The organism is Pseudomonas sp. GW821-FHT07F01 (assembly GCF_059418825.1).
Genome location: NZ_JBWKQO010000001.1, coordinates 605,235 through 624,338, shown reverse-complemented (window position 1 = coordinate 624,338; position 19,104 = coordinate 605,235). Strand labels below are relative to the sequence as shown.

19 protein-coding genes are annotated in these 19,104 nt (G+C 66.8%); 7 read left to right on the top strand and 12 right to left on the bottom strand.

Annotated elements, in window-relative coordinates; genetic code table 11:
* Nucleotides 1–10: 10 nt before the first annotated feature.
* From AC07R1_RS02930 to AC07R1_RS02880, 11 genes are all read right to left on the bottom strand, one after another.
* The gene (locus AC07R1_RS02930; protein ID WP_019094299.1) at nt 11–1,447 is read right to left on the bottom strand and encodes an FAD/NAD(P)-binding protein; all 1,437 of its coding nucleotides are present in this window, start codon (nt 1,445–1,447) and stop codon (nt 11–13) included.
* A gap of 13 nt (nt 1,448–1,460) precedes the next feature.
* Nucleotides 1,461–2,228, bottom strand: a complete 768-nt coding sequence (locus AC07R1_RS02925) for an ABC transporter ATP-binding protein (RefSeq protein WP_015635334.1) — start codon at nt 2,226–2,228, stop codon at nt 1,461–1,463.
* A 3-nt stretch (nt 2,229–2,231) separates the two neighbouring features.
* Nucleotides 2,232–3,566 carry an ABC transporter substrate-binding protein gene (locus tag AC07R1_RS02920; RefSeq protein WP_011060918.1) on the bottom strand — a complete coding sequence of 445 codons (1,335 nt, stop codon included), beginning with the start codon at nt 3,564–3,566 and terminating at the stop codon, nt 2,232–2,234.
* 28 nt (nt 3,567–3,594) lie between these two features.
* On the bottom strand, nt 3,595–4,644 hold the full coding sequence (locus AC07R1_RS02915) for a branched-chain amino acid ABC transporter permease (protein ID WP_047336614.1): 1,050 nt from the start codon (nt 4,642–4,644) through the stop codon (nt 3,595–3,597).
* A 4-nt stretch (nt 4,645–4,648) separates the two neighbouring features.
* Nucleotides 4,649–5,530, bottom strand: coding sequence for a branched-chain amino acid ABC transporter permease (locus AC07R1_RS02910; RefSeq protein WP_495110086.1), 882 nt, complete (start codon nt 5,528–5,530; stop codon nt 4,649–4,651).
* Nucleotides 5,530–6,306 carry an ABC transporter ATP-binding protein gene (locus AC07R1_RS02905; RefSeq protein WP_495110085.1) on the bottom strand — a complete coding sequence of 259 codons (777 nt, stop codon included), beginning with the start codon at nt 6,304–6,306 and terminating at the stop codon, nt 5,530–5,532. The genes AC07R1_RS02910 and AC07R1_RS02905 overlap by 1 nt, the downstream gene beginning before the upstream one ends.
* Nucleotides 6,303–7,292 carry an AMP-binding protein gene (locus AC07R1_RS02900; protein WP_041752187.1) on the bottom strand — a complete coding sequence of 330 codons (990 nt, stop codon included), beginning with the start codon at nt 7,290–7,292 and terminating at the stop codon, nt 6,303–6,305. Before AC07R1_RS02900 ends, AC07R1_RS02905 begins: the two co-directional genes overlap by 4 nt.
* Nucleotides 7,293–7,444: 152 nt before the next feature.
* Nucleotides 7,445–8,848, bottom strand: a complete 1,404-nt coding sequence (locus AC07R1_RS02895; RefSeq protein WP_495110084.1) for an LLM class flavin-dependent oxidoreductase — start codon at nt 8,846–8,848, stop codon at nt 7,445–7,447.
* Entirely contained in the window at nt 8,848–9,312 is a 465-nt protein-coding gene (locus tag AC07R1_RS02890) for an acyl-CoA dehydrogenase (protein WP_011060912.1), read from the bottom strand. The genes AC07R1_RS02895 and AC07R1_RS02890 overlap by 1 nt, the downstream gene beginning before the upstream one ends.
* Before the next feature lie 11 nt (nt 9,313–9,323).
* Nucleotides 9,324–10,526, bottom strand: coding sequence for an SfnB family sulfur acquisition oxidoreductase (locus AC07R1_RS02885; RefSeq protein WP_495110083.1), 1,203 nt, complete (start codon nt 10,524–10,526; stop codon nt 9,324–9,326).
* A gap of 202 nt (nt 10,527–10,728) precedes the next feature.
* Nucleotides 10,729–11,292 carry a helix-turn-helix domain-containing protein gene (locus AC07R1_RS02880; RefSeq protein ID WP_011060910.1) on the bottom strand — a complete coding sequence of 188 codons (564 nt, stop codon included), beginning with the start codon at nt 11,290–11,292 and terminating at the stop codon, nt 10,729–10,731.
* Between AC07R1_RS02880 and AC07R1_RS02875 the strand changes: the two genes are divergently transcribed.
* A complete protein-coding gene (locus AC07R1_RS02875; RefSeq protein WP_015635330.1) occupies nt 11,287–12,294 on the top strand; it encodes a DMT family transporter in 1,008 nt (335 codons plus the stop codon). The genes AC07R1_RS02880 and AC07R1_RS02875 overlap by 6 nt on opposite strands.
* A gap of 163 nt (nt 12,295–12,457) precedes the next feature.
* On the opposite strand, the gene AC07R1_RS02870 is transcribed toward AC07R1_RS02875, so the two are convergent.
* Nucleotides 12,458–12,817, bottom strand: coding sequence for a hypothetical protein (locus tag AC07R1_RS02870; RefSeq protein WP_169891825.1), 360 nt, complete (start codon nt 12,815–12,817; stop codon nt 12,458–12,460).
* A 205-nt stretch (nt 12,818–13,022) separates the two neighbouring features.
* Here AC07R1_RS02870 and AC07R1_RS02865 point away from each other — a divergent pair, with 205 nt between their 5' ends.
* The 6 genes from AC07R1_RS02865 to AC07R1_RS02840 are packed head-to-tail and all read left to right on the top strand — an operon-like array spanning nt 13,023 to nt 19,095.
* Nucleotides 13,023–15,941 carry a monovalent cation/H+ antiporter subunit A gene (locus AC07R1_RS02865; RefSeq protein WP_011060907.1) on the top strand — a complete coding sequence of 973 codons (2,919 nt, stop codon included), beginning with the start codon at nt 13,023–13,025 and terminating at the stop codon, nt 15,939–15,941.
* Nucleotides 15,941–16,285 (top strand): Na+/H+ antiporter subunit C, encoded by a 345-nt coding sequence (locus tag AC07R1_RS02860; RefSeq protein ID WP_011060906.1) that lies wholly within the window; start codon nt 15,941–15,943, stop codon nt 16,283–16,285. The genes AC07R1_RS02865 and AC07R1_RS02860 overlap by 1 nt, the downstream gene beginning before the upstream one ends.
* A complete protein-coding gene (locus tag AC07R1_RS02855; protein ID WP_015635327.1) occupies nt 16,282–17,970 on the top strand; it encodes a monovalent cation/H+ antiporter subunit D in 1,689 nt (562 codons plus the stop codon). The genes AC07R1_RS02860 and AC07R1_RS02855 overlap by 4 nt, the downstream gene beginning before the upstream one ends.
* The gene (locus tag AC07R1_RS02850; RefSeq protein ID WP_011060904.1) at nt 17,967–18,455 is read left to right on the top strand and encodes a Na+/H+ antiporter subunit E; all 489 of its coding nucleotides are present in this window, start codon (nt 17,967–17,969) and stop codon (nt 18,453–18,455) included. The genes AC07R1_RS02855 and AC07R1_RS02850 overlap by 4 nt, the downstream gene beginning before the upstream one ends.
* The gene (locus tag AC07R1_RS02845; protein ID WP_011060903.1) at nt 18,452–18,730 is read left to right on the top strand and encodes a K+/H+ antiporter subunit F; all 279 of its coding nucleotides are present in this window, start codon (nt 18,452–18,454) and stop codon (nt 18,728–18,730) included. The genes AC07R1_RS02850 and AC07R1_RS02845 overlap by 4 nt, the downstream gene beginning before the upstream one ends.
* Entirely contained in the window at nt 18,727–19,095 is a 369-nt protein-coding gene (locus AC07R1_RS02840; RefSeq protein WP_011060902.1) for a Na+/H+ antiporter subunit G, read from the top strand. The genes AC07R1_RS02845 and AC07R1_RS02840 overlap by 4 nt, the downstream gene beginning before the upstream one ends.
* Nucleotides 19,096–19,104 lie beyond the last annotated feature (9 nt).

Genomic DNA, 19,104 nt, shown 5'->3' with positions numbered 1-19,104 from the left:
AAGCCAGCGCCTACGGTTGGTGGTTGGCCAGGCGCGCGGCCAGGGCCTTGGCCTGCAGGGCAACGTCGGTGACGGCGGTGCTTTCCCACCACAGGCCGCGCAGGGGCGGCCCCATGGCGAACAGGCGCTCGCAGGCCTGGCCCTGGGCGTTGTGCACGGCACCATCGGGTGCGGCGCTGATGCCCAGGGCCAAAGGCCCGGGTGTCACCAGGCCGCGGGCCAGCAGCTGGCGCGGCAAGGGCCGCGCCACCCGGCGCCAGTCGTATTCGATGCCACTGGAGTTGATCAGGGCATCGCCCGCCATGCGCACGCTGTCCTGGCTGCCGCGGTAGCGCAGGCGGATCGCCAGCCGGCCTTCGTCGCCCGGCTCCAGGCCCTGGTAGCAAGCGGCATGAATCCGCAACCGCCCTTCTTCATGCAGGCGCGCCACCAGCTCGGCGCTCAGGGGCGGCGAGCGATGGTGATGGCTTTCCCACCAGGGCCGTACATGGCGCACGAACTGGCGTTTGTGCACCTCGCTGGCCTGGCTCCACAGGCGCCCTATATGCACCCGCACCGTGTCCAGCGGGGCCTGCCAGTCGATGCCCTGGGCCTCGGCCACGCGGCATTGCTGGCGCAGCGCCCGCAGCAGTTGCCGAGGGCTGCGGATGCTCGGGTCAGCGCCGAGAAAGTCTTCCCAGGCCGGGGGCTGGCGGCGCACGTGTGGCAGCAGCCCATGCCGGGAAAACACCTCGATCGGCCCACGATGCCCGGCCTGCTCCAGGGACACCACGGCGTCCACCATGGTCAGCCCGGAACCGATGATCAGCACCGTCGCCCGGGGATCGAGGCGGGCCATGGCCGCCACATCCCAGGGGTCCAGCGCCGCGGCATTCAGGCCGCTGGAACGGGTCTGCGGGGTACGCGCCGCCGGGAACATGCCGGTGGCCAGCACCGCCACCGCGCCGGGCAGTTGCCGGCCATCGGCCAGGGTCAGTAGCACGCCGTCAGGGCCGGTTTCCAGGTCCACCGCCTCGCCCTGCACATGGCTCAACGAGGAGCCCTGCGCCCGGCCCTGCACCTGGGCCTCGGCCAGGCGCTGCTGGACGTAGACACCAAACAGCCCGCGGGGCGGAAACAGTTCGCTGACCGGCACATGCTGGCGGTCCGACTCGGGCCAGCCGCCCTCGGCGATGTGCCGGGCCAGCCATTGGGTCAGGTCGTCGGCGTTGTCCGGGTCGACGCTCATGCGCGCGGCGTTGCCATTGAGGGTGTGCCCCAGCTCCACGGCGCTGTAGGCCTCGCCGCGCCCCAGCTCGCTGCGCGGTTCTATGACCAGGATCCGTCGCTGGCCCGGCAGGCGCAGCAACTGGGCGGCCAGCAAGGCGCCGCTGAGGCCGCCGCCGACAATCAGGATTGGCGCATCACGGGTGGCAGGGGTTGCCTGTCCGGTGTGGGTTTGGCTCATGGAATGCTCACGGTCAGTGTTTGCCCAGGTAGAAATCCTGCAGGTCGCCCCGGGCCAGCAGTTGCTCGGCGCTGCCGGACAAGGCCACGCGGCCGGTGTCCAGCAGGTAGGCATGGGAAGCGTACTTGAGCGCCAGATTAATGCTTTGCTCGGCGATCAGAAAGCTCACCCCCGCCTCGCGATTGAGCTGGGCGACGATCTGGAAAATCTCCTGGACGATAATAGGCGCAAGGCCCATGGACGGTTCATCCAGCAGTACCAAAGTAGGACGAGTCATCAACGCCCGGCCGATGGCCAGCATCTGCTGCTCGCCACCGGAGGTCAGCCCGGCGCGCACCCGGCGCTTGGTCAGCAGCCGCGGAAACCAGCTGTAGATACGCTCCAGGTCCTGTTCCAGCTGGCGCCGGCCCAGGCCACGGACAAAGCCGCCGGCGCGCAGGTTGTCTTCCACCGTCAACTGGGGGAAGACGTGGCGCCCTTCCAGCACATGCACCATGCCCTGGCGCACCCGCTGGCTGGGGTCGACCCCGGCCAGGTCCTGCCCGGCAAAGGCGATGGCGCCGCGGCTGAGCTCGGCACGCTCGGCCCGCACCAGCCCGGAAATGGCCTTGAGGGTGGTGCTCTTGCCGGCGCCATTGGCCCCCAGCAAGGCGACGATGGCCCCCCGGGGCACGCTCAAAGATACCCCGGCCAGCGCCAGGATCACGCCGTCGTAGATCACCTCGATGTCCTGTACCTGCAGCAAGGTCTCGGCCGTCGCGGCCGTGGCGCTGTGGCTCATGGTTCAGTCACCCTCGTTGCATGTACGGGGCACCAGGCGCTTCTCCTTGGCAAAGGCCGCGGCCTTTTCGTCGATCAGCGGCCGTAGCAGCGCGCGGTCGGCGGCAATCCACTCGCTGATCAGGGTCCAGTTGGCGCCGTCCCATTGCTGCACCCGGGCCGCGCCGCCGCCTTCGTGATCGCGGCAGGACAGCTTGAGGTTCTGCATCAGCCCCAGGTAACCCATGTCCTTGAGCCGGGCGTCGTCGATGTTCAGGTGTTCCAGGCCCCAGCGCCCTTCCTCGCCATTGAGCGGGCGCTTGCCGAACTTGCCCTGGGCGGTCCGGATCGCCTCCACCGCCACCGCCGCGTTCACCAGGCCGGAGTTGTAGTACACGCTGCCGAAATTCTTCAGGTCCTTGAGGTCGCTCTTGCCGGTATCGAGGATGTACTGCTTGAGGCGCTTGTGGATCTCGAAGTCACTGCCCGCCGGGTAGGGCGTCAGCGCCAGGTAACCCTTGGCCGCGGCGCCGGCCGGCAGCACGTCTTCGCTGGAGCTGGCCCAGATATCGCCGATGATGTGGTCCACCGGGAAGCCGAAGCGCGCGGCGGTCTTCACCGCCACCGGGGTGGACACGCCCCAGGTGCGCAGGAACACCCAGTCCGGGTTCTGCTGGCGGATCTGCCGCCATTGCGCCGACTGCTCGTTGCCCGGGTCGGCCACCGGAATCTGGATGTTCTCGAAACCGTACTTCTCGGCCAGCAGCTTGAGCGGCCCGAGGGTTTCCCGGCCATAGGCGGAGTCGTGATAAAGCGTGGCGATCTTCTTGCCCTTGAGCCGGTCGAACCCGCCCTCGCGCTGGGCGATGTAGTTCACCAGGGTCGAGGCCTCGCTGTAGAAGGTCAGCATCACCGGGAAGTTGTAGGGGAACACCGTGCCGTCGGTGGCTTCGGTGCGGCCGTAGCCCAGGGTGATCAGCGGGATTTTGTCCACCTCGGCACGCTCACTCAGGGCATAGGCCGCCGGTGCGCCGTTGGGCTGGTAGACCGCCACCGGTGCGCCATCCAGGCCGTTCTTGAAGCGCTCGTAGCACTCGATGCCCTTCTCGGCGGTCCACTCGGTCTCGCACTCCTGCCACACCAGCTTGACCCCGTTGATGCCGCCCTCCACCTGGTTGATGTAGTTCAGGTAGTCGATCATCCCGGCCCACACCTGCACCCCGCTGGAGGCATAGGCGCCGACGCGGTAGGTGGCCAGGGGGAAGAACTGCTGGTCCGGCCCGGCCTGGGCTGCCGGGGCAACGGCCGCCGCCAGCAGCAACGCCGCGCCGGCCAGGGAAGCTTTCAAGGATGCACGCATGTTGTCTCTCTGTTCTGGGAGGAGGAATTCAGAAGCGCAGCGGCCAGTGCCGCAGGCGCTCGCGCAAGTTGCCCAGCAAGCGGATCAGGCCCTCGGGTTCCTTGATCAGGAACAGGATGATCAGCACGCCGAAAATGATTTTCTGCAGGTTCTGCAACTGCCCGGCGTCCACCGCCCCGCCCAGCAGTGCCTGCCCGGCATGGCTGAGGAGAATCGGCAACAGGCTGATGAAGGCCGCGCCGACGAAGTTGCCGGCCACGCTGCCCATGCCGCCGATAATGATGATGAAGAGGATCTGGAACGAACGATTGATATCGAAGCTGCTGGCGCTGGCGGTGCCCAGGTAGGCAAAGGCCCACAGCGCACCGGCGATGCCCAGGTAGAACGAGCTGACGGCAAACGCCTGGCGTTTGTAGCGGGCCACCGGGATGCCGATCACTGCGGCGGCGGTGTCCATGTCGCGGATCGCCATCCAGTTGCGCCCGACCTGGCTGTGCACCAGGTTCTGCGCGACCCAGGTCAACAGCAGCACCGTCACCAGGGTCAGCAGGTAGCGCCCCTGGGGGTGGTTCAGGTCATGGCCCAGCAGGCTCAACTGCGGCGCCGAAATGGTGCCCGAGGAACCGTAGTTGTAGAACCAGGGAAACTTGACGAACAGCCACTCCAGGAAGAACTGCGCCGCCAGGGTGCTGACCATCAGGTAGAAACCCTTGATCCGCGAGCTGGGCAGGCCGAACAGCCAGCCCACCAGGGCGCTGATCAGGCCGCCGCCGAGCAGGGCCAGGGGCAGCCCCAGCTGCGGCAGGCGCAGCAGAATACCGTAGGTGGCAAAGGCCCCCACGGCCATGAAGCCGGCGGCGCCCACCGAGGTCTGGCCGGTGTAGCCGGTCAGCAGGTTGAGCCCGAGCCCGGCCAGGGACAGCACCAGGAACGGAATCAGGATCGCGTTGAGCCAATAGTCGTTGCCCAGCACCGGCACCACGCCGAAGGCCAGCAGCAACAGGCCGGCCAGGCCCCAGGGCAGGCGGCGCTGGACCAGCAGCAAGGGGGCGGTTTGCCGCGTCAGAAGAAGGGACATCAATTCACACTCGCTCGATGGCCCGCTCGCCGAACAGGCCGGCGGGGCGGATGTAGAGGAAGGCCAGGGCCAGGACATAGGCGAACCAGGGGCTGATGCCGCCGCCGATCAGCGGGCCGATATAGACCTCCGCCAGGTTTTCGGCGGCGCCGACGATCAGGCCGCCGGCAATCGCCCCGCCGATCGAGGTGAAGCCGCCGATGATCAGCACCGGCAGCGCCTTGAGCACCACCAGCGATAGAGAGAACTGCACCCCCTGGCGTGCCCCCCAGAGCAGCCCGGCCACCAGCCCCACCACCCCGGCCACCGCCCAGACGATCTGCCAGATGCGGTTGAGGTTGATGCCGATGGACAGCGCCGCCGTGGTGTCGTCGGCCACCGCCCGCAGCGAGATGCCGATGCGGGTCTTGTTGAACAGCAGCGCCAGCACCGTCACCAGCACCAGGGCGGTGGCCGCGGCAATCAGGTCGAACTGGCTGACCATCAGCGGCCCGAGGAACAGCGGCACATCGTCGATGCCCAGGTCCAGGGCCCGCACCTGGGAGCCCATCAGGCCCTGGGCCAGGCCCTCGATGATGAACGACAGGCCCAGGGTGGCCATGAACAGGGTGATCGGCGAGCGGTTGACCAAGGGCCGCAGCACCAGGCGTTCGATCAGCCAGGCGCCGAGGATCATCACCAGCACCGTCAGCAACAGTGCCAGGGCGAAAGGCACGCCCCGCTCGTGCAGGCTGACAAAGGTCAGCGCGGCGAACAGCAGCATCGAGCCCTGGGCGAAATTGAACACGCCACTGGCCTTGTAGATCAGCACGAAGCCGATGGCCACCAGTGAATACAGGGTGCCGGCCAGCAGACCGCCGAGCAGGGTTTCGAAGAAGAATGCCATCAGTGCACGGCCCCCAGGTAAGCGGCGATCACCTCGGGGTTGGCCTGGACCTCGGCCGGCGTGCCATCGCCCACCTTGCGTCCGTAGTCGAGCACCACCACGTGGTCGCACAGATCCATGACCACCGCCATGTCGTGCTCGATCAGCACCACGGTGGTGCCCAGGTCACGATTGATGTCGGCGATGAAGCGGGCCATTTCCTGCTTCTCCTCGGCATTCATTCCGGCCAGGGGTTCGTCCAGCAGCAACAGGCTGGGCCCGGCGATCAGCGCCCTGCCCAACTCGACGCGCTTTTGCAGGCCATAGGCCAGGTAGCCCACCGGCACATCGCGCAATGCCTGCAATTCCAGAAACTGCAGGATGCCTTCGGCCAGCTGGCGGAATGCCCGGGCTTCACGGCGGGCCCGGGGCAAGCCCAGGGCCTGTTCGATGAAGCGCGCGCGGGAGTGGCGCGAAAGGCCGGTGAGCAGGTTGTCCAGCACGCTCATCTTCTTGAACAGCGCGTTGTTCTGGAACGTCCGGCCGATGCCCCGGCGCGCGGCGTCCAGCGGGTCGATGCGCTGCAACGGCTGGCGCTCGAACACGATGCTCCCGGCGTCAAAGCGATAGACCCCGTTGAGCACGTTGAGCAGCGAACTCTTGCCCGCGCCATTGGGGCCGATCAGGGCACAGATCTCGCCCCGGCGCACCTCGAACGACAGTTGATTGATGGCCTTGACCCCCTTGAACGACAGGGAGATGTCACTGACTTGCAAAATGGATTCGGCGTGGCTCATGCAATGTTCCGTGTGAATTCGACGATCCAGGCCGGGGTGGCCGGTGGCGTCGTGGCCTGGGGGGCCTGCCAGATGAATTGCAGGCGAGCAAAGCCCAGCAGGCGGCGCACCCGATGCTTGAGCAGGCGCGCCAACAGGCCCTGGGGATGGGCCAAGGCCCACTCGCACAGGCGTCGGCGCCAGCTATCGGGGGGCGCCAGGCGGCTCTCGACCTCGTCCGCCAGGCGTTGCAGGCGCTGGGGCGACAGCAGCAGGCCGCTGGGGGCTACCTCCCGCCGGTCGCGGCTGGTCGAGCCGCGGCTTTCTGCGAAGGCCAGGCACTGGCCACTGCCCAGCCATTGCTCCAGCAGCACCGTCAGGCCCTCCTGCCATTGCGTGCCCTCCTCGCTCCACAATTGGCCGCTGCCGACCGGGGCGCGCCAATTGGCCTGGCGCCGGGGTGGCTCGCCCCGGCCCAGCAGCTCGCGCAATTCCAGCAGGGGCAGATGCGCGCCTTCCGGCAGGCGCGGCAAGGCTTGCCCCGCAATCAGCAACTGCGGGGCCAGAGCGTTTTCACTGGCGGCGACCCAATCCAGCACCTGCTGGCGCGAATGCACGAAGGCGTGGCTCGGTTGCAGGCGCCACAGGGTCTGGCGCAGGGCTTGGGGCGGCAGCTCGTCGTCCAGGCTCAACACCTCGGCGCCAAGGCTGTGGGCCGCCAGGGCCAGCAGGAGCAGGTCCGGTTCGAAGCGGGCGCTGACTGCCAACCGCGAATCCGGCGTCAGGCCCTGCTGGCGCAGGCCGTCGGCCAGGCGCTCGACGTCCCGCAGGGCGTCGATCCAGCGCCAGGCGTACCAGTGGCCGTGGCGCTTGTGGCGCAAGGCGTTGTGCAACGGGCTGACCTGGGCCCAGTGGCGCAACCGCTCCAGGGCCCCGCTCAACTGCAGCCGGGCCTGGGGCGCTGGCGAATCCGCGCTCGGCGCACGCTTGAGTTCATGCACGCTCATGAGTTGACCTCGATCTCTTGGCAATCGCGTGCGGTGGTCCGCTGGCTGGAAATGAACGGGGGCCTTGTGGGCCTTTTCGCTTGTAGGAGCCGGCTTGCCGGCGAAGGCGTGGGCCCCTTCGCTGGCGAGCCAGCTCCTACAGGGCGCGGGGTTCAGGCGCTGGCACGTTGCGCGGCTGCTTGGCATTGCCCGCCCAGGTTGCGCCAGGCGCTGCCCGGGTGGCTTTCGGGCAGGCGCGGGCCGGCGCCGAAAAGTTTTTCCCGCAGGGTGCCCGGGGCGTATTCGGTCTTGTAGACGCCCCGCTTCTGCAACTCCGGCACCAGCAGTTCCACGGCGTCGATAAAGCTTTCGTGGGTCAGCGCATACGCCAGGTTGAAGCCGTCGACGTCGGTCTCTTCCACCCATTCCTGAAGCAGGTCGGCGACGGTTTCCGGGCTACCGACGAACAACGGGCCAAAGCCACCGATGCCCACCCAGTCCGCCAGTTCATGGGGTGTCCAGACCTTGTTCGGGTCTGCCGTGGAGAAGGCTTCCACCGCCGACTGGATGGCGTTGGTGTGCACGTGCTTGAGGGGCTCGTCGGGCTTGAAACGGCTGAAGTCGATGCCGGTCCAGCCGGAAATCAGCGCCATGGCGCCCTCGTAGCTGACCCAGGATTTGTATTCCTCGAACTTGGCCTTGGCCTTGGCGTCGGTCTCGCCCAGGATCACCGTCTGCAGGTTGAAGATCAGGATCTTCGACGGATCGCGCCCGGCCTCGGCGGCCCGGCGGCGGATGTCGGCCACGGTCTTTTTCAGCAGCACCTTGGACGGCGCGGCGACGAACACGCATTCGGCCTGCTCGGCGGCGAACTGCTTGCCCCGGCTGGACGCCCCGGCCTGGTAGAGCACCGGGGTACGTTGCGGCGACGGCTCGCAGAGGTGGATGCCCGGCACCTGGAAGTGTTTGCCGACATGGCGGATCTCGTGGATCTTGCTCGGGTCGCTGAAGATCCGTCGCTCGCGGTCGCGCAGGATCGCGCCGTCTTCCCAACTGCCTTCCCAGAGCTTGTAGCAGACCTCCAGGTACTCCTCGGCGTAGTCGTAGCGAGCGTCGTGTTCGGTCTGGGCCTGCTGCCCGATGTTCTTGGCCCCGCTCTCCAGGTAGGAGGTGACGATGTTCCAGCCGGCGCGGCCCTTCGTCAGGTGATCGAGGGTGGATAGGCGCCGGGCGAAGGGGTACGGGTGCTCGAAGGACAGCGACGCGGTGAGGCCGAAGCCCAGGTGCTCGGTGACCAGGGCCATGGGCGGGATCAGCTGCAGCGGGTCGTTCACCGGGACCTGGGCGGCCTGGCGGATCGCTGCCTCGCCGTTGCCGTTGTAGACGTCGTAGATGCCCAGCACATCGGCGATGAACAACCCGTCGAACTTGCCCTTTTCGAGAATTTTCGCCAGGTCGGTCCAGTACTCCAGGTCCTTGTACTGCCAGGAGCGGTCCCGGGGGTGGGCCCAGAGGCCCGGCGACTGGTGGCCGACACAGTTCATGTCGAAGGCATTGAGGCGGATTTCACGGGACATCACACAACACTCCTGAAACCTTGGGGTGGCACGCCATTGAGGCGGTAGTTGCCAATCAGTTGGTATTTCCAGCGCAGCGGGTCATCCAGGGTCTGGGGCTGCGGGCTGCGCTGACCGGTGAGTTCGAACTCGGCGTCGCTGGCCGCCAGCAGTGCCTGGCCCGCGGCAATCGCCGCCTCGGCCAGGGCCACCGCAACTTCCGCCGGGTCCGGCTCTTGTTCTATCTGGCGCTGGGCCCGCTCCTGCAGGGCCGCGGCCAGGTCGATGCGGATGTTCAGGTCGCCAAAGCGGCTGATCACATAGGGGTCGTCGCTGGCCCTGGCCAGGCCGCTGCCGCTCCAGGGCCGGGCCTGCTCGCGGATGAAATCCAGGGTTTGCTGCAGCAGGACGCGGGCCCGCTGCAGGACCTGGGCGTTGTGTTCCAGGGCCGCTTGGGGGGTGTCGGGGCGGGTCAGTGCATTCATGGCGCAGTCCTTCAGTTCCAGGCGTGGCGGGCCGGCTTGATGCCGTTGAGCAGGTAGTTGCCGATCAGGTGATATTTCCAGCGCGCCGGATCGTGCAGGGTGTGGGTGCGGGCGTTGCGCCAGTGGCGGTCGAGGTTGTACTTGCCCGACACCGAACGGGTGCCGGCCAGTTCGAAGAGTTTGCTGGCGGCGAGCAAGGCACTCTCCGCCGACAGCACCTTGGCCTGGGCCACCACCAGGGAGGCCTGGGCGACGCTGTCTTCACCGGGCTGGGCCAGGGCCTGATCGACCGCCTCGGCGGCCTTGGCGAGGATCGCCTCGGTGCCGTGCACCCGCCATTCCAGGTCGCCGATGGCGGCAATGGTGAACGGGTCCTGCCAGCCATGGTCCAGGCCGCTGTCGATCCACGGCCGGGATTGCCGGGCATGGTGCTTGGCGTCTTCCAGCGCGGCGACGGCGATGCCGGTGTCCACCGCGGCCTGGATGATTTGCGAGATCGGGCCATCGGCGGTGGGCTGGTCGAAGGCCCGATGGGCCGGGATCACCGCGCTGCGCGGCACCCGCACCGCCTTGAGGCTGACCCCGCCGCTGGCGGTGGTGCGCTGGCCGAAGCCGTCCCAGCTGTCGATCACCGTGAGGCCAGGGTTGTCGCGCTCGATAAAGGCAATGTGCGCCTGGTTGTGTTCGTCCACCGCCACCGCCGGGACGATGTGGGCGAACAGCGCCCCGGTGCAGTAGAACTTCTCGCCGTCGATCCGCGCCTGTTCGCCGTCGAAACGGATCTGGGTTTCAAAGGCGCCGACGTGCTTGCTGCCGGCCTCGGAAAACGCATTGCCGAAGCGGTAGCCCTGCAACACCTTGGCGAAGTAATGGCGCTTCTGCTCTTCGCTGGCGGTCTGCAGCAGGATGTCCACCACCCCCAGGTGGTTCTGCGGCAACTGGCCGAGAGACGGGTCGGCGGCGGAAATGAGCTTGATGACTTCCACCAGGGTGGCGTAGGACACCCCGGCACCGCCGTACTCTTTGGGGATGGTGATGCCCCACAGGCCGCTGGCGGAAAATTCGTCGAGCTCTGCCCGGGGCAGGCGCCGTTCGCGGTCGCGCACCGCAGCCTCCACGGCAAAGCGCTGGGCCAGGGCCTGGGCCACGCTGATGGCCTCGGCATCGCTGCGGATGATGTGGGCACTGCGAGAGGGTTGGGCTGGGACTGTCATGGGCCGACTCCGCTTCCTGAAGATCAAGATGAACACCGCTCGGGTGTTCGCTATCAGGACAATTGCAGGAGTCGTGCCTAAATATAAAAACCTTTAATATCAGCAGCTTGCTTGATAATTCAGCTAAAAGACATCAACTGAAAACAGGCAAAATGTCCAACTGCTGTTGCTGGGCAAACAGCGCTTGCCGGGCCACGGGGCATCAGATCACCACGTTGCGCACGAAGCGCGTGGCCCGGGTGCCGTCGTTGCGGTAGCCGTGGGGCACGTGGCTGGCGAACATGAAGAAGTCACCGCATTCCAGGCGCCGTTCAGTGTCGCCGAAAAACACCGTCAGGCAGCCTTCGAAGACGTAGATCTGCTCGCTCCAGCCCTCGGCGTCGCACTCCGAGTGATAGACCTCGCCAGGCTCCAGCTGCCATTCCCAAAGCTCCACTTCACGGGTGGCCTCGGCCTTGGCCAGGAGCAGCGCCTTGCTGCCGGGGATAGCACCGGCCCAGGCCAGCTCGTTGATGCGGCTCGAATCCCGGGATTCCGGGGCCTGGATCAGGTCGCTGAAGGCCACGTCCAGGGCTTCGGCCACCCGGTCCAGGGTGCCGAGGCTGACGTTCTTCTCCCCCGCCTCTATCGCCACCAGCATCCGCCGGCTGACATTGGATTTTTCCGCCAGGGCGCTCTGGCTCAAGCCCGCGGCATTGCGCAGGCGGCGGACGTTGAGGCTGACATGTTGCAGGACCGAGGCCCGCTGGACGTTTTCTTTGTGCACTATATTGCTCACTCCCGGGGCCTGCGCAGTATACTGCCCAACTTCCGGCGCATTGTGCGTCCCCCTCAGGTAGCACGCAAGGCCATGACAGCAACGCCCTCCCGCGGATTCCAGTTCAAGTTGAGCAAGGCCGAAGCCGTGCTGGTGCTGATCACCATGATCTGGGGCGGCACCTTCCTGCTGGTGCAGAACGCCATGAGCGTCAGCGGGCCGATGTTCTTCGTCGGCCTGCGCTTTGCCGCAGCGGCGTGCATGGTCGGTGCATTCTCACTGCGCCACTTGCGCGGCCTGACCCTGTTCGAACTGCGCGCCGGGGCCTTTATCGGCACCGCCATCATGCTCGGCTACGGTTTGCAGACCGTGGGCCTGCAAAGCATTCCCAGCAGCCAGTCGGCGTTCATCACTGCCCTTTATGTGCCCTTCGTGCCGTTGCTGCAATGGCTGTTCATGGGCAAGCGCCCGGGGTTGCTGCCGAGTATCGGCATCATGCTGGCGTTCACCGGGCTGATGCTGCTGTCCGGGCCCAATGGCGCCTCCCTGGACTTCAGCCCCGGGGAGATCGCCACCCTGATCAGTACCGTGGCCATTGCCGCGGAGATCATCCTCATCAGCAGCTTCGGCGGGCGGGTGGATGTGCGCCGGGTCACCGTGGTGCAACTGGCGGTCACCTCGCTGCTGGCGTTCGCCATGGTGTGGCCGACCGGGGAAGCGCTGCCGGGGTTTTCCTGGCTGCTGCTGGCCAGCGCCCTGGGCCTGGGGGCTGCCAGCGCGGTGATCCAGCTGGCAATGAACTGGGCGCAGAAAAGCGTCTCGCCGACCCGCGCCACCCTGATCTATGCCGGCGAGCCGGTGTGGGCCGGGATTGTCGGGCGCATCGCCGGGGAGCGCCTGCCGGGGCTGGCGTTGCTGGGCGGCGCCTTGATCGTGCTGGCGGTGATCATCAGCGAATGGAAGCCCAAGGCAGAAGCCGGACAGCAGAGCGGCGAGGCGGTGGAGTCCTGAGCAACGGCCCGCTGCGGGGGGTGGCTTGCTGGTGAGGGAGCTCTTGAGGGCCCTTTCGCTGGCAAGCCAGCGCCTACGGCTGGCTGGGGTAGTGGTGGGGACTGTAGGAGCCGGCTTGCCGGCGAAGGTGCTCTTGCAGGCGCTCTCGCTGATAGGCCAGCGCCTACAGTGCGGGGTCCCCGGGGGCGTAGAGCCAGGTGGGGACGGTCAGGGAGCCCTTGTGCTTGGGCTCCAGCAGTACCCGGTCATTTTCAGGCTCGCCGTGATAGTAGAAGTAGGCGTGGTAGAGCGCATGCCCCTCGGCAAAGGCGCGGTCGAAATAGAGCACCGTGCCAGGCGGCAGCACATAGTTGCGCTCATCCCCCTGCGGGCCTTCGATGACCAGCGCCTGGCGGGTCTTGAGCATGTCGGGGCGGTCCAGATAATGCTCCAGGCCAATGCCCGATGCCGCACCGAAGGCGGTGAACAGCACGGCGAACGCGCCCCGTCGAAACAGCCGGCCCAAGGCCGATCCTTTAATCATGTGCACCCTTGTCGATCCTTGTGGCGGCTTGAGCTGGGCAGGGCATTTGCCCCACAGCACCCGGTGAACGGGCGCATCAGGCATTTGTCTCCTACCTTTGAAAGCGTATGTAACATTTCTTAGGGGGCCCGGGCCGCGCATGGCGGTTGGTGATCCAGGGCCTGGCACGTATTATGCGTCATACTTTTCCGCAGATTAGAAGCCTATGTCCCTGATAGTTCTACTGCTTCTGCCATTCATCGGCAGCTGTCTGGCGGCCCTGTTGCCGCACAACGCACGTAACACCGAATCTCTGCTGGCCGGCCTGGTGGCACTCATTGGCACCATCCAGGTGGCTCTGCTGTACCCACAGATCGCCGATGGCGGGGTGATTCGCGAGGAGTATGCCTGGCTGCCGAGCCTGGGGCTGAACTTCGTGCTGCGCCTGGACGGCTTCGCCTGGCTGTTCTCGCTGCTGGTGCTGGGCATCGGCAGCCTGGTGGCGCTCTACGCGCGTTATTACATGTCGCCGCAAGATCCGGTGCCGCGTTTCTTCGCCTTCTTCCTGGCCTTCATGGGGGCCATGCTCGGCCTGGTGATTTCCGGCAACCTGATCCAGATCGTGTTCTTCTGGGAGCTCACCAGCCTCTTCTCCTTCCTGCTGATCGGCTACTGGCACCACCGCTCCGATGCCCGCCGCGGCGCCTACATGGCGTTGATGGTCACCGGTGCCGGGGGCTTGTGCCTGCTGGCCGGGGTCATGCTGCTCGGCCATGTGGTGGGCAGCTACGACCTGGATCAGGTACTGGCTGCCGGAGACAAGATACGCGCCCACGCGCTCTACCCGATCCTGTTGCCCCTGATCCTGCTGGGCGCCCTGAGCAAGAGCGCGCAGTTCCCCTTCCACTTCTGGCTACCCCACGCCATGGCCGCACCGACCCCGGTCTCGGCCTACCTGCACTCGGCGACCATGGTCAAGGCCGGGGTGTTTCTCCTGGCCCGCCTGTGGCCGTCGTTGTCCGGCACTGAAGAATGGTTCTACATCGTCAGCGGCGCCGGGGCCTGCACCCTGGTGCTGGGCGCCTACTGCGCGATGTTCCAGAACGACCTCAAGGGCCTGCTGGCCTATTCCACCATCAGCCACCTGGGGCTGATCACCCTGCTGCTGGGCCTGAACAGCCCGCTGGCCGCGGTGGCGGCGGTGTTCCACATTCTCAACCACGCCACGTTCAAGGCCTCGCTGTTCATGGCGGCCGGGATCATCGACCACGAAAGCGGCAGCCGTGACATCCGCAAGCTCAACGGCCTGATCAAGCTGATGCCCTACACCGCGACCCTGGCCATGGTGGCCAGCGCCTCCATGGCCGGGGTGCCGCTGCTCAACGGCTTCCTGTCCAAGGAGATGTTCTTCGCCGAGACGGTGTTCATCAACTCCAGCGCCTGGGTGGAAATCGCCCTGCCGGTGATCGCTACCATCGCCGGGACCTTCAGCGTCGCCTACGCCCTGCGCTTCACGGTCGACGTGTTCTTCGGGGAGCCGGCCACCGACCTGCCGCACACGCCCCACGAGCCGCCGCGCTGGATGCGTGCCCCGGTTGAACTGCTGGTGTTCACCTGCCTGCTGGTGGGGATCTTCCCGGCGCAGATCATCGGCCCGCTGCTGGCCGCCGCGGCGCTGCCGGTGGTGGGCGGAACCCTGCCCGAGTACAGCCTGGCCATCTGGCACGGCCTCAATGCCCCGATGATCATGAGCCTGATCGCCATGTCCTGCGGCATCGTCCTCTACCTGCTGCTGCACAAGCCGCTGGTGGCGGGCCGTTTCGCCTACCCGCCGGGCGTGGGCCGTCTCAACGGCAAGCTGTTGTTCGAGCGCAGCCTGGTGGGCATGACCCGCCTGGCCCGGCGCCTGGAACGCCGGTTGAGCACCAAGCGCCTGCAGACCCAGCTGTTCGTGCTGATCCTGGCGGCGGTGATCGCCGGGCTGATCCCCATGCTCTACAGCCAGCTGACCTGGGGCGACCGGCCGAAGATCCCCGGTTCCATCGTCTTCGTGACCTTCTGGCTGCTGGCCATCGCCTGCGCCCTGGGCGCCGCCTGGCAAGCCAAGTACCACCGTCTGGCCGCCCTGACCATGGTCAGCGTCTGCGGCCTGATGACCTGCGTGACCTTCGTCTGGTTCTCGGCGCCGGACCTGGCCCTGACCCAGCTGGTGGTGGAAGTGGTGACCACGGTGCTGATCCTCCTCGGCCTGCGCTGGCTGCCACGGCGGATCGAGGACGTCTCGCCCCTGCCCAGCAGCGTGCCCAAGGCGCGCATCCGCCGCCTGCGCGACCTGAGCCTGTCGGTGGCCGTGGGCCTGGGCATGGCAGTGCTGTCCTACGCCATGCTGACCCGCCCCACTCCCAACGACATTTCCTCGTTCTACCTCAGCCGCGCCCTGCCCGAAGGCGGCGGCACCAATGTGGTCAACGTGACCCTGGTGGACTTCCGCAGCTTCGACACCCTGGGCGAGATCACCGTGCTGGCGGCGGTGGCCCTGACCGTGTTCGCCCTGCTGCGCCGCTTCCGCCCGCCCAAGGAAAGCATGCAGTTGCCGGCGCAGCAGCGCCTGCTGGCCCCGGACGTGGTCACCGACCTGGTCAACCCGCGCCAGGCCAGCGACACCGCCCTGGGCTTCATGATGGTGCCGGCGGTGCTGGTGCGCCTGCTGCTGCCGATTGCCCTGGTGGTGTCCTTCTACCTGTTCATGCGCGGGCACAACCTGCCGGGTGGCGGTTTCGTCGCCGGGCTGGTGATGTCGGTGGCCTTCATCCTCCAGTACATGGTGGCGGGCACCCAGTGGGTCGAGGCGCAGATGAGTCTGCGGCCGCTGCGCTGGATGGGCACCGGGCTGCTGGTTGCCCTGGCCACCGGCCTCGGCGCCCTGGCCTGGGGCTACCCGTTCCTGACCACCCACACGCTGCATGTGGACCTGCCGCTGTTCGGTGATATCCACATCGCCAGCGCGCTGTTCTTCGACATCGGCGTGTACGCCGTGGTGGTGGGCGCGACCCTGCTGATCCTCACGGCCCTGGCGCACCAGTCGGTGCGGGCCCACAAGCCGGCCAGCCAGGCCAAATCCCTGACTCAGAACGGAGCCGCCTGATGGAAGAAGTCATCGCAATCGCCATTGGGGTCCTCGCCGCCTCCGGAGTCTGGCTGGTGCTGCGCCCGCGGACCTTCCAGGTGGTGATGGGCCTGTGCCTGCTGTCCTATGCGGTCAACCTGTTCATCTTCAGCATGGGCAGCCTGTTCATCGGCAAGGAGCCGATCGTCAAGGACGGCGTGCCCCAGGACCTGCTGCACTACACCGACCCGCTGCCCCAGGCGCTGGTGCTCACGGCCATCGTCATCAGCTTCGCCATGACCGCGCTGTTTCTGGTGGTGCTCCTGGCTTCCCGGGGCCTGACCGGCACCGACCACGTCGATGGCCGGGAGCCCAAGGAATGAATCCGTTGTCGCACCTGATCGTCGCCCCCATCCTCCTGCCGCTGCTGACCGCGGGCATCATGTTGCTGCTGGGGGAAAAGCATCGCCCGCTGAAAGCCCGGATCAACCTGCTCTCCACCCTGCTGGGCCTGTGCCTGGCGGGCTACCTGCTGTACTGGACCCAGGTCCAGGGCGCCACCGGTTCCTTCGGCGTGTACCTGCCCAGCAACTGGCAGGTGCCGTTCGGCATCGTGCTGGTGGTCGATCGCCTGTCGGCGCTGATGCTGGTGCTCACCGGTATCATCGGGGTCAGCGCGCTGCTGTTCGCCATGGCCCGCTGGGACGGCGCCGGGGCCAGTTTCCATGCCCTGTTCCAGATCCAGCTGATGGGCCTCTACGGGGCCTTCCTGACCGCCGACCTGTTCAACCTGTTCGTGTTCTTCGAGGTGCTGCTGGCGGCCTCCTACGGCCTGATGCTTCACGGCTCGGGGCGCGCGCGGGTGTCTTCGGGGCTGCACTACATCACCATCAACCTGCTGGCCTCGTCGCTGTTCCTGATCGGCACGGCAATGATCTACGGGGTCACCGGGACCCTGAACATGGCCGACCTGGCGATGAAGATCCCCCTGGTGCCGGAAGCCGACCGCGGCCTGCTGCACGCCGGTACGGCGATCCTGGCGATCGCCTTCCTGGCCAAGGCCGGGATGTGGCCACTGAACTTCTGGCTGGTGCCCGCCTACTCCTCGGCCAGCGCGCCGGTGGCGGCACTGTTCGCCATCATGACCAAAGTCGGTGTGTACACCGTACTGCGCCTGTGGACCCTGCTGTTCTCCGGGCAAGCCGGGGCCTCGGCCTATTTCGGCAGCCAGTGGCTGGTGTACGGCGGCATGGCGACGATCTTCTGCGCGGCCCTGGCGATTCTTCCGGCCCAGCGCCTGGAGCGCATGGCCAGCCTGAGCATCCTGGTGTCGGCCGGCATCCTGATCTCGGTGATCGGCTTCGCCCAGCCGGCCCTCACCGGCGCGGCGCTGTTCTACCTGTTCAGCTCGACCCTGGCGATGTGCGCGCTGTTTTTGCTGGCAGAACTGATCGAGCGTTCGCGCTCGGCCAACGAGATCCCCCTGGAGGATGAAGGCGAGATCCTGCCGCGGCCCATGGAGTCGCTGCACCCGCCACGGGGCAGCAACCTCGACGATGAACAGAAAGTGGTGGTCGGCCAGGTGATCCCCTGGACCATGGCCTTCCTCGGCCTGAGCTTCATCGCCTGCGCCTTGCTGATCATCGGCATGCCGCCGCTATCGGGCTTCATCGGCAAGCTCAACCTGATTGCCGCCCTGCTCAACCCCGAGGGCCTGGGGGCCAGCGAGGGCGCGCCGATCACCCCGGCGGCCTGGTGCTTCCTGGCGCTGTTGATCCTCTCGGGCCTGGCCTCGCTGATTGCCTTTGCCCGCCTGGGCGTGCAGCGCTTCTGGACCCCGGAGGAACGCCCTTCGCCGGTGCTGCGGCGCCTGGAGTGCCTGCCGATCGTGGCGCTGCTGGGGCTCTGCGTGCTGCTCAGCTTCAAGGCCGAGCCGTTGCTGCGCTTCACCCAGGCCACCGCCGACAGCCTCAACCACCCGGAGCATTACGTGATGGCGGTGCTGGGCACCCGCACCGTGCTCAGCCCTGAATCCAAGACCGCAGCGGCAGTGGAGGTGCACCCATGAAGCGCCTGTTCCCCGCGCCATTCCTGTCCCTGGCACTGTGGCTGCTCTGGCTGGTGCTGAACCTGTCCCTCAGCCCGGGCAACCTGCTGCTGGGCGCCCTGCTGGGCTTTCTCGCGCCGCTGCTGATGCAGCCCCTGCGGCCCCTGCCGATCCGCATCCGCCGCCCGGGCACCATCCTGCGCCTGTTCCTGGTGGTGGGCCGTGACGTGCTGGTGTCCAACCTGCTGGTGGCCTGGGGCGTGCTCAACAACGGCCGGCGCCCGGTGCACTCGGCCTTCGTCAAGATCCCCCTGGACCTGCGGGACGCCAATGGCCTGGCGGCGCTGTCCACCATCACCACGGTGGTGCCGGGCACGGTCTGGTCCGAGCTGTCCCTGGACCGCAGCCTGCTGTTGCTGCACGTCTTCGACCTGAAGGACGAGGCGCAATTCATCCAGCACTTCAAGGCCACGTACGAGCGCCCGCTGATGGAGATTTTCGAATGAGTGTCCTGCTGACCAACGCGATCTTGCTGAGTCTGTTCATTTTCTCCCTGGCCATGGTCCTGACCCTGGTGCGCCTGTTCAAGGGCCCCTCGGCCCAGGACCGGGTTCTGGCCCTGGACTACCTGTACATCCTGGCGATGCTGATGATGCTGGTGCTGGGCGTGCGCTACGCCAGTGACACCTACTTCGAGGCGGCGCTGCTGATCGCCCTGTTCGGCTTTGTCGGCTCCTTCGCCCTGGCCAAATTCCTTCTGCGTGGCGAGGTGATCGAATGAACAGCCTGGAACAATTGCCACTGTGGGTGGAAGTGCTGGTGGCCCTGTTGCTGGTGATCAGCAGTGTGTTTGCCCTGATCGGGGCCCTGGGCATCCTGCGCATGAAGAGCTACTTCCAGCGCATGCACCCGCCGGCCCTGGCCTCCACCATGGGCTCCTGGGCCGTGGCCCTGGCGTCGATCCTGTACTTTTCCGCGCTCAAGTCCGGGCCGGTGCTGCACGCCTGGCTGATCCCGGTGCTGATGTCCATCACCGTACCGGTGACCACCCTGCTGCTGGCGCGGGCCGCGCTGTTCCGCAAGCGCATGGCCGGCGACGATGTGCCGGCGGAAATCAGCAGCAAACGCAGCGAAACCGGCAACTGAGCACATCCG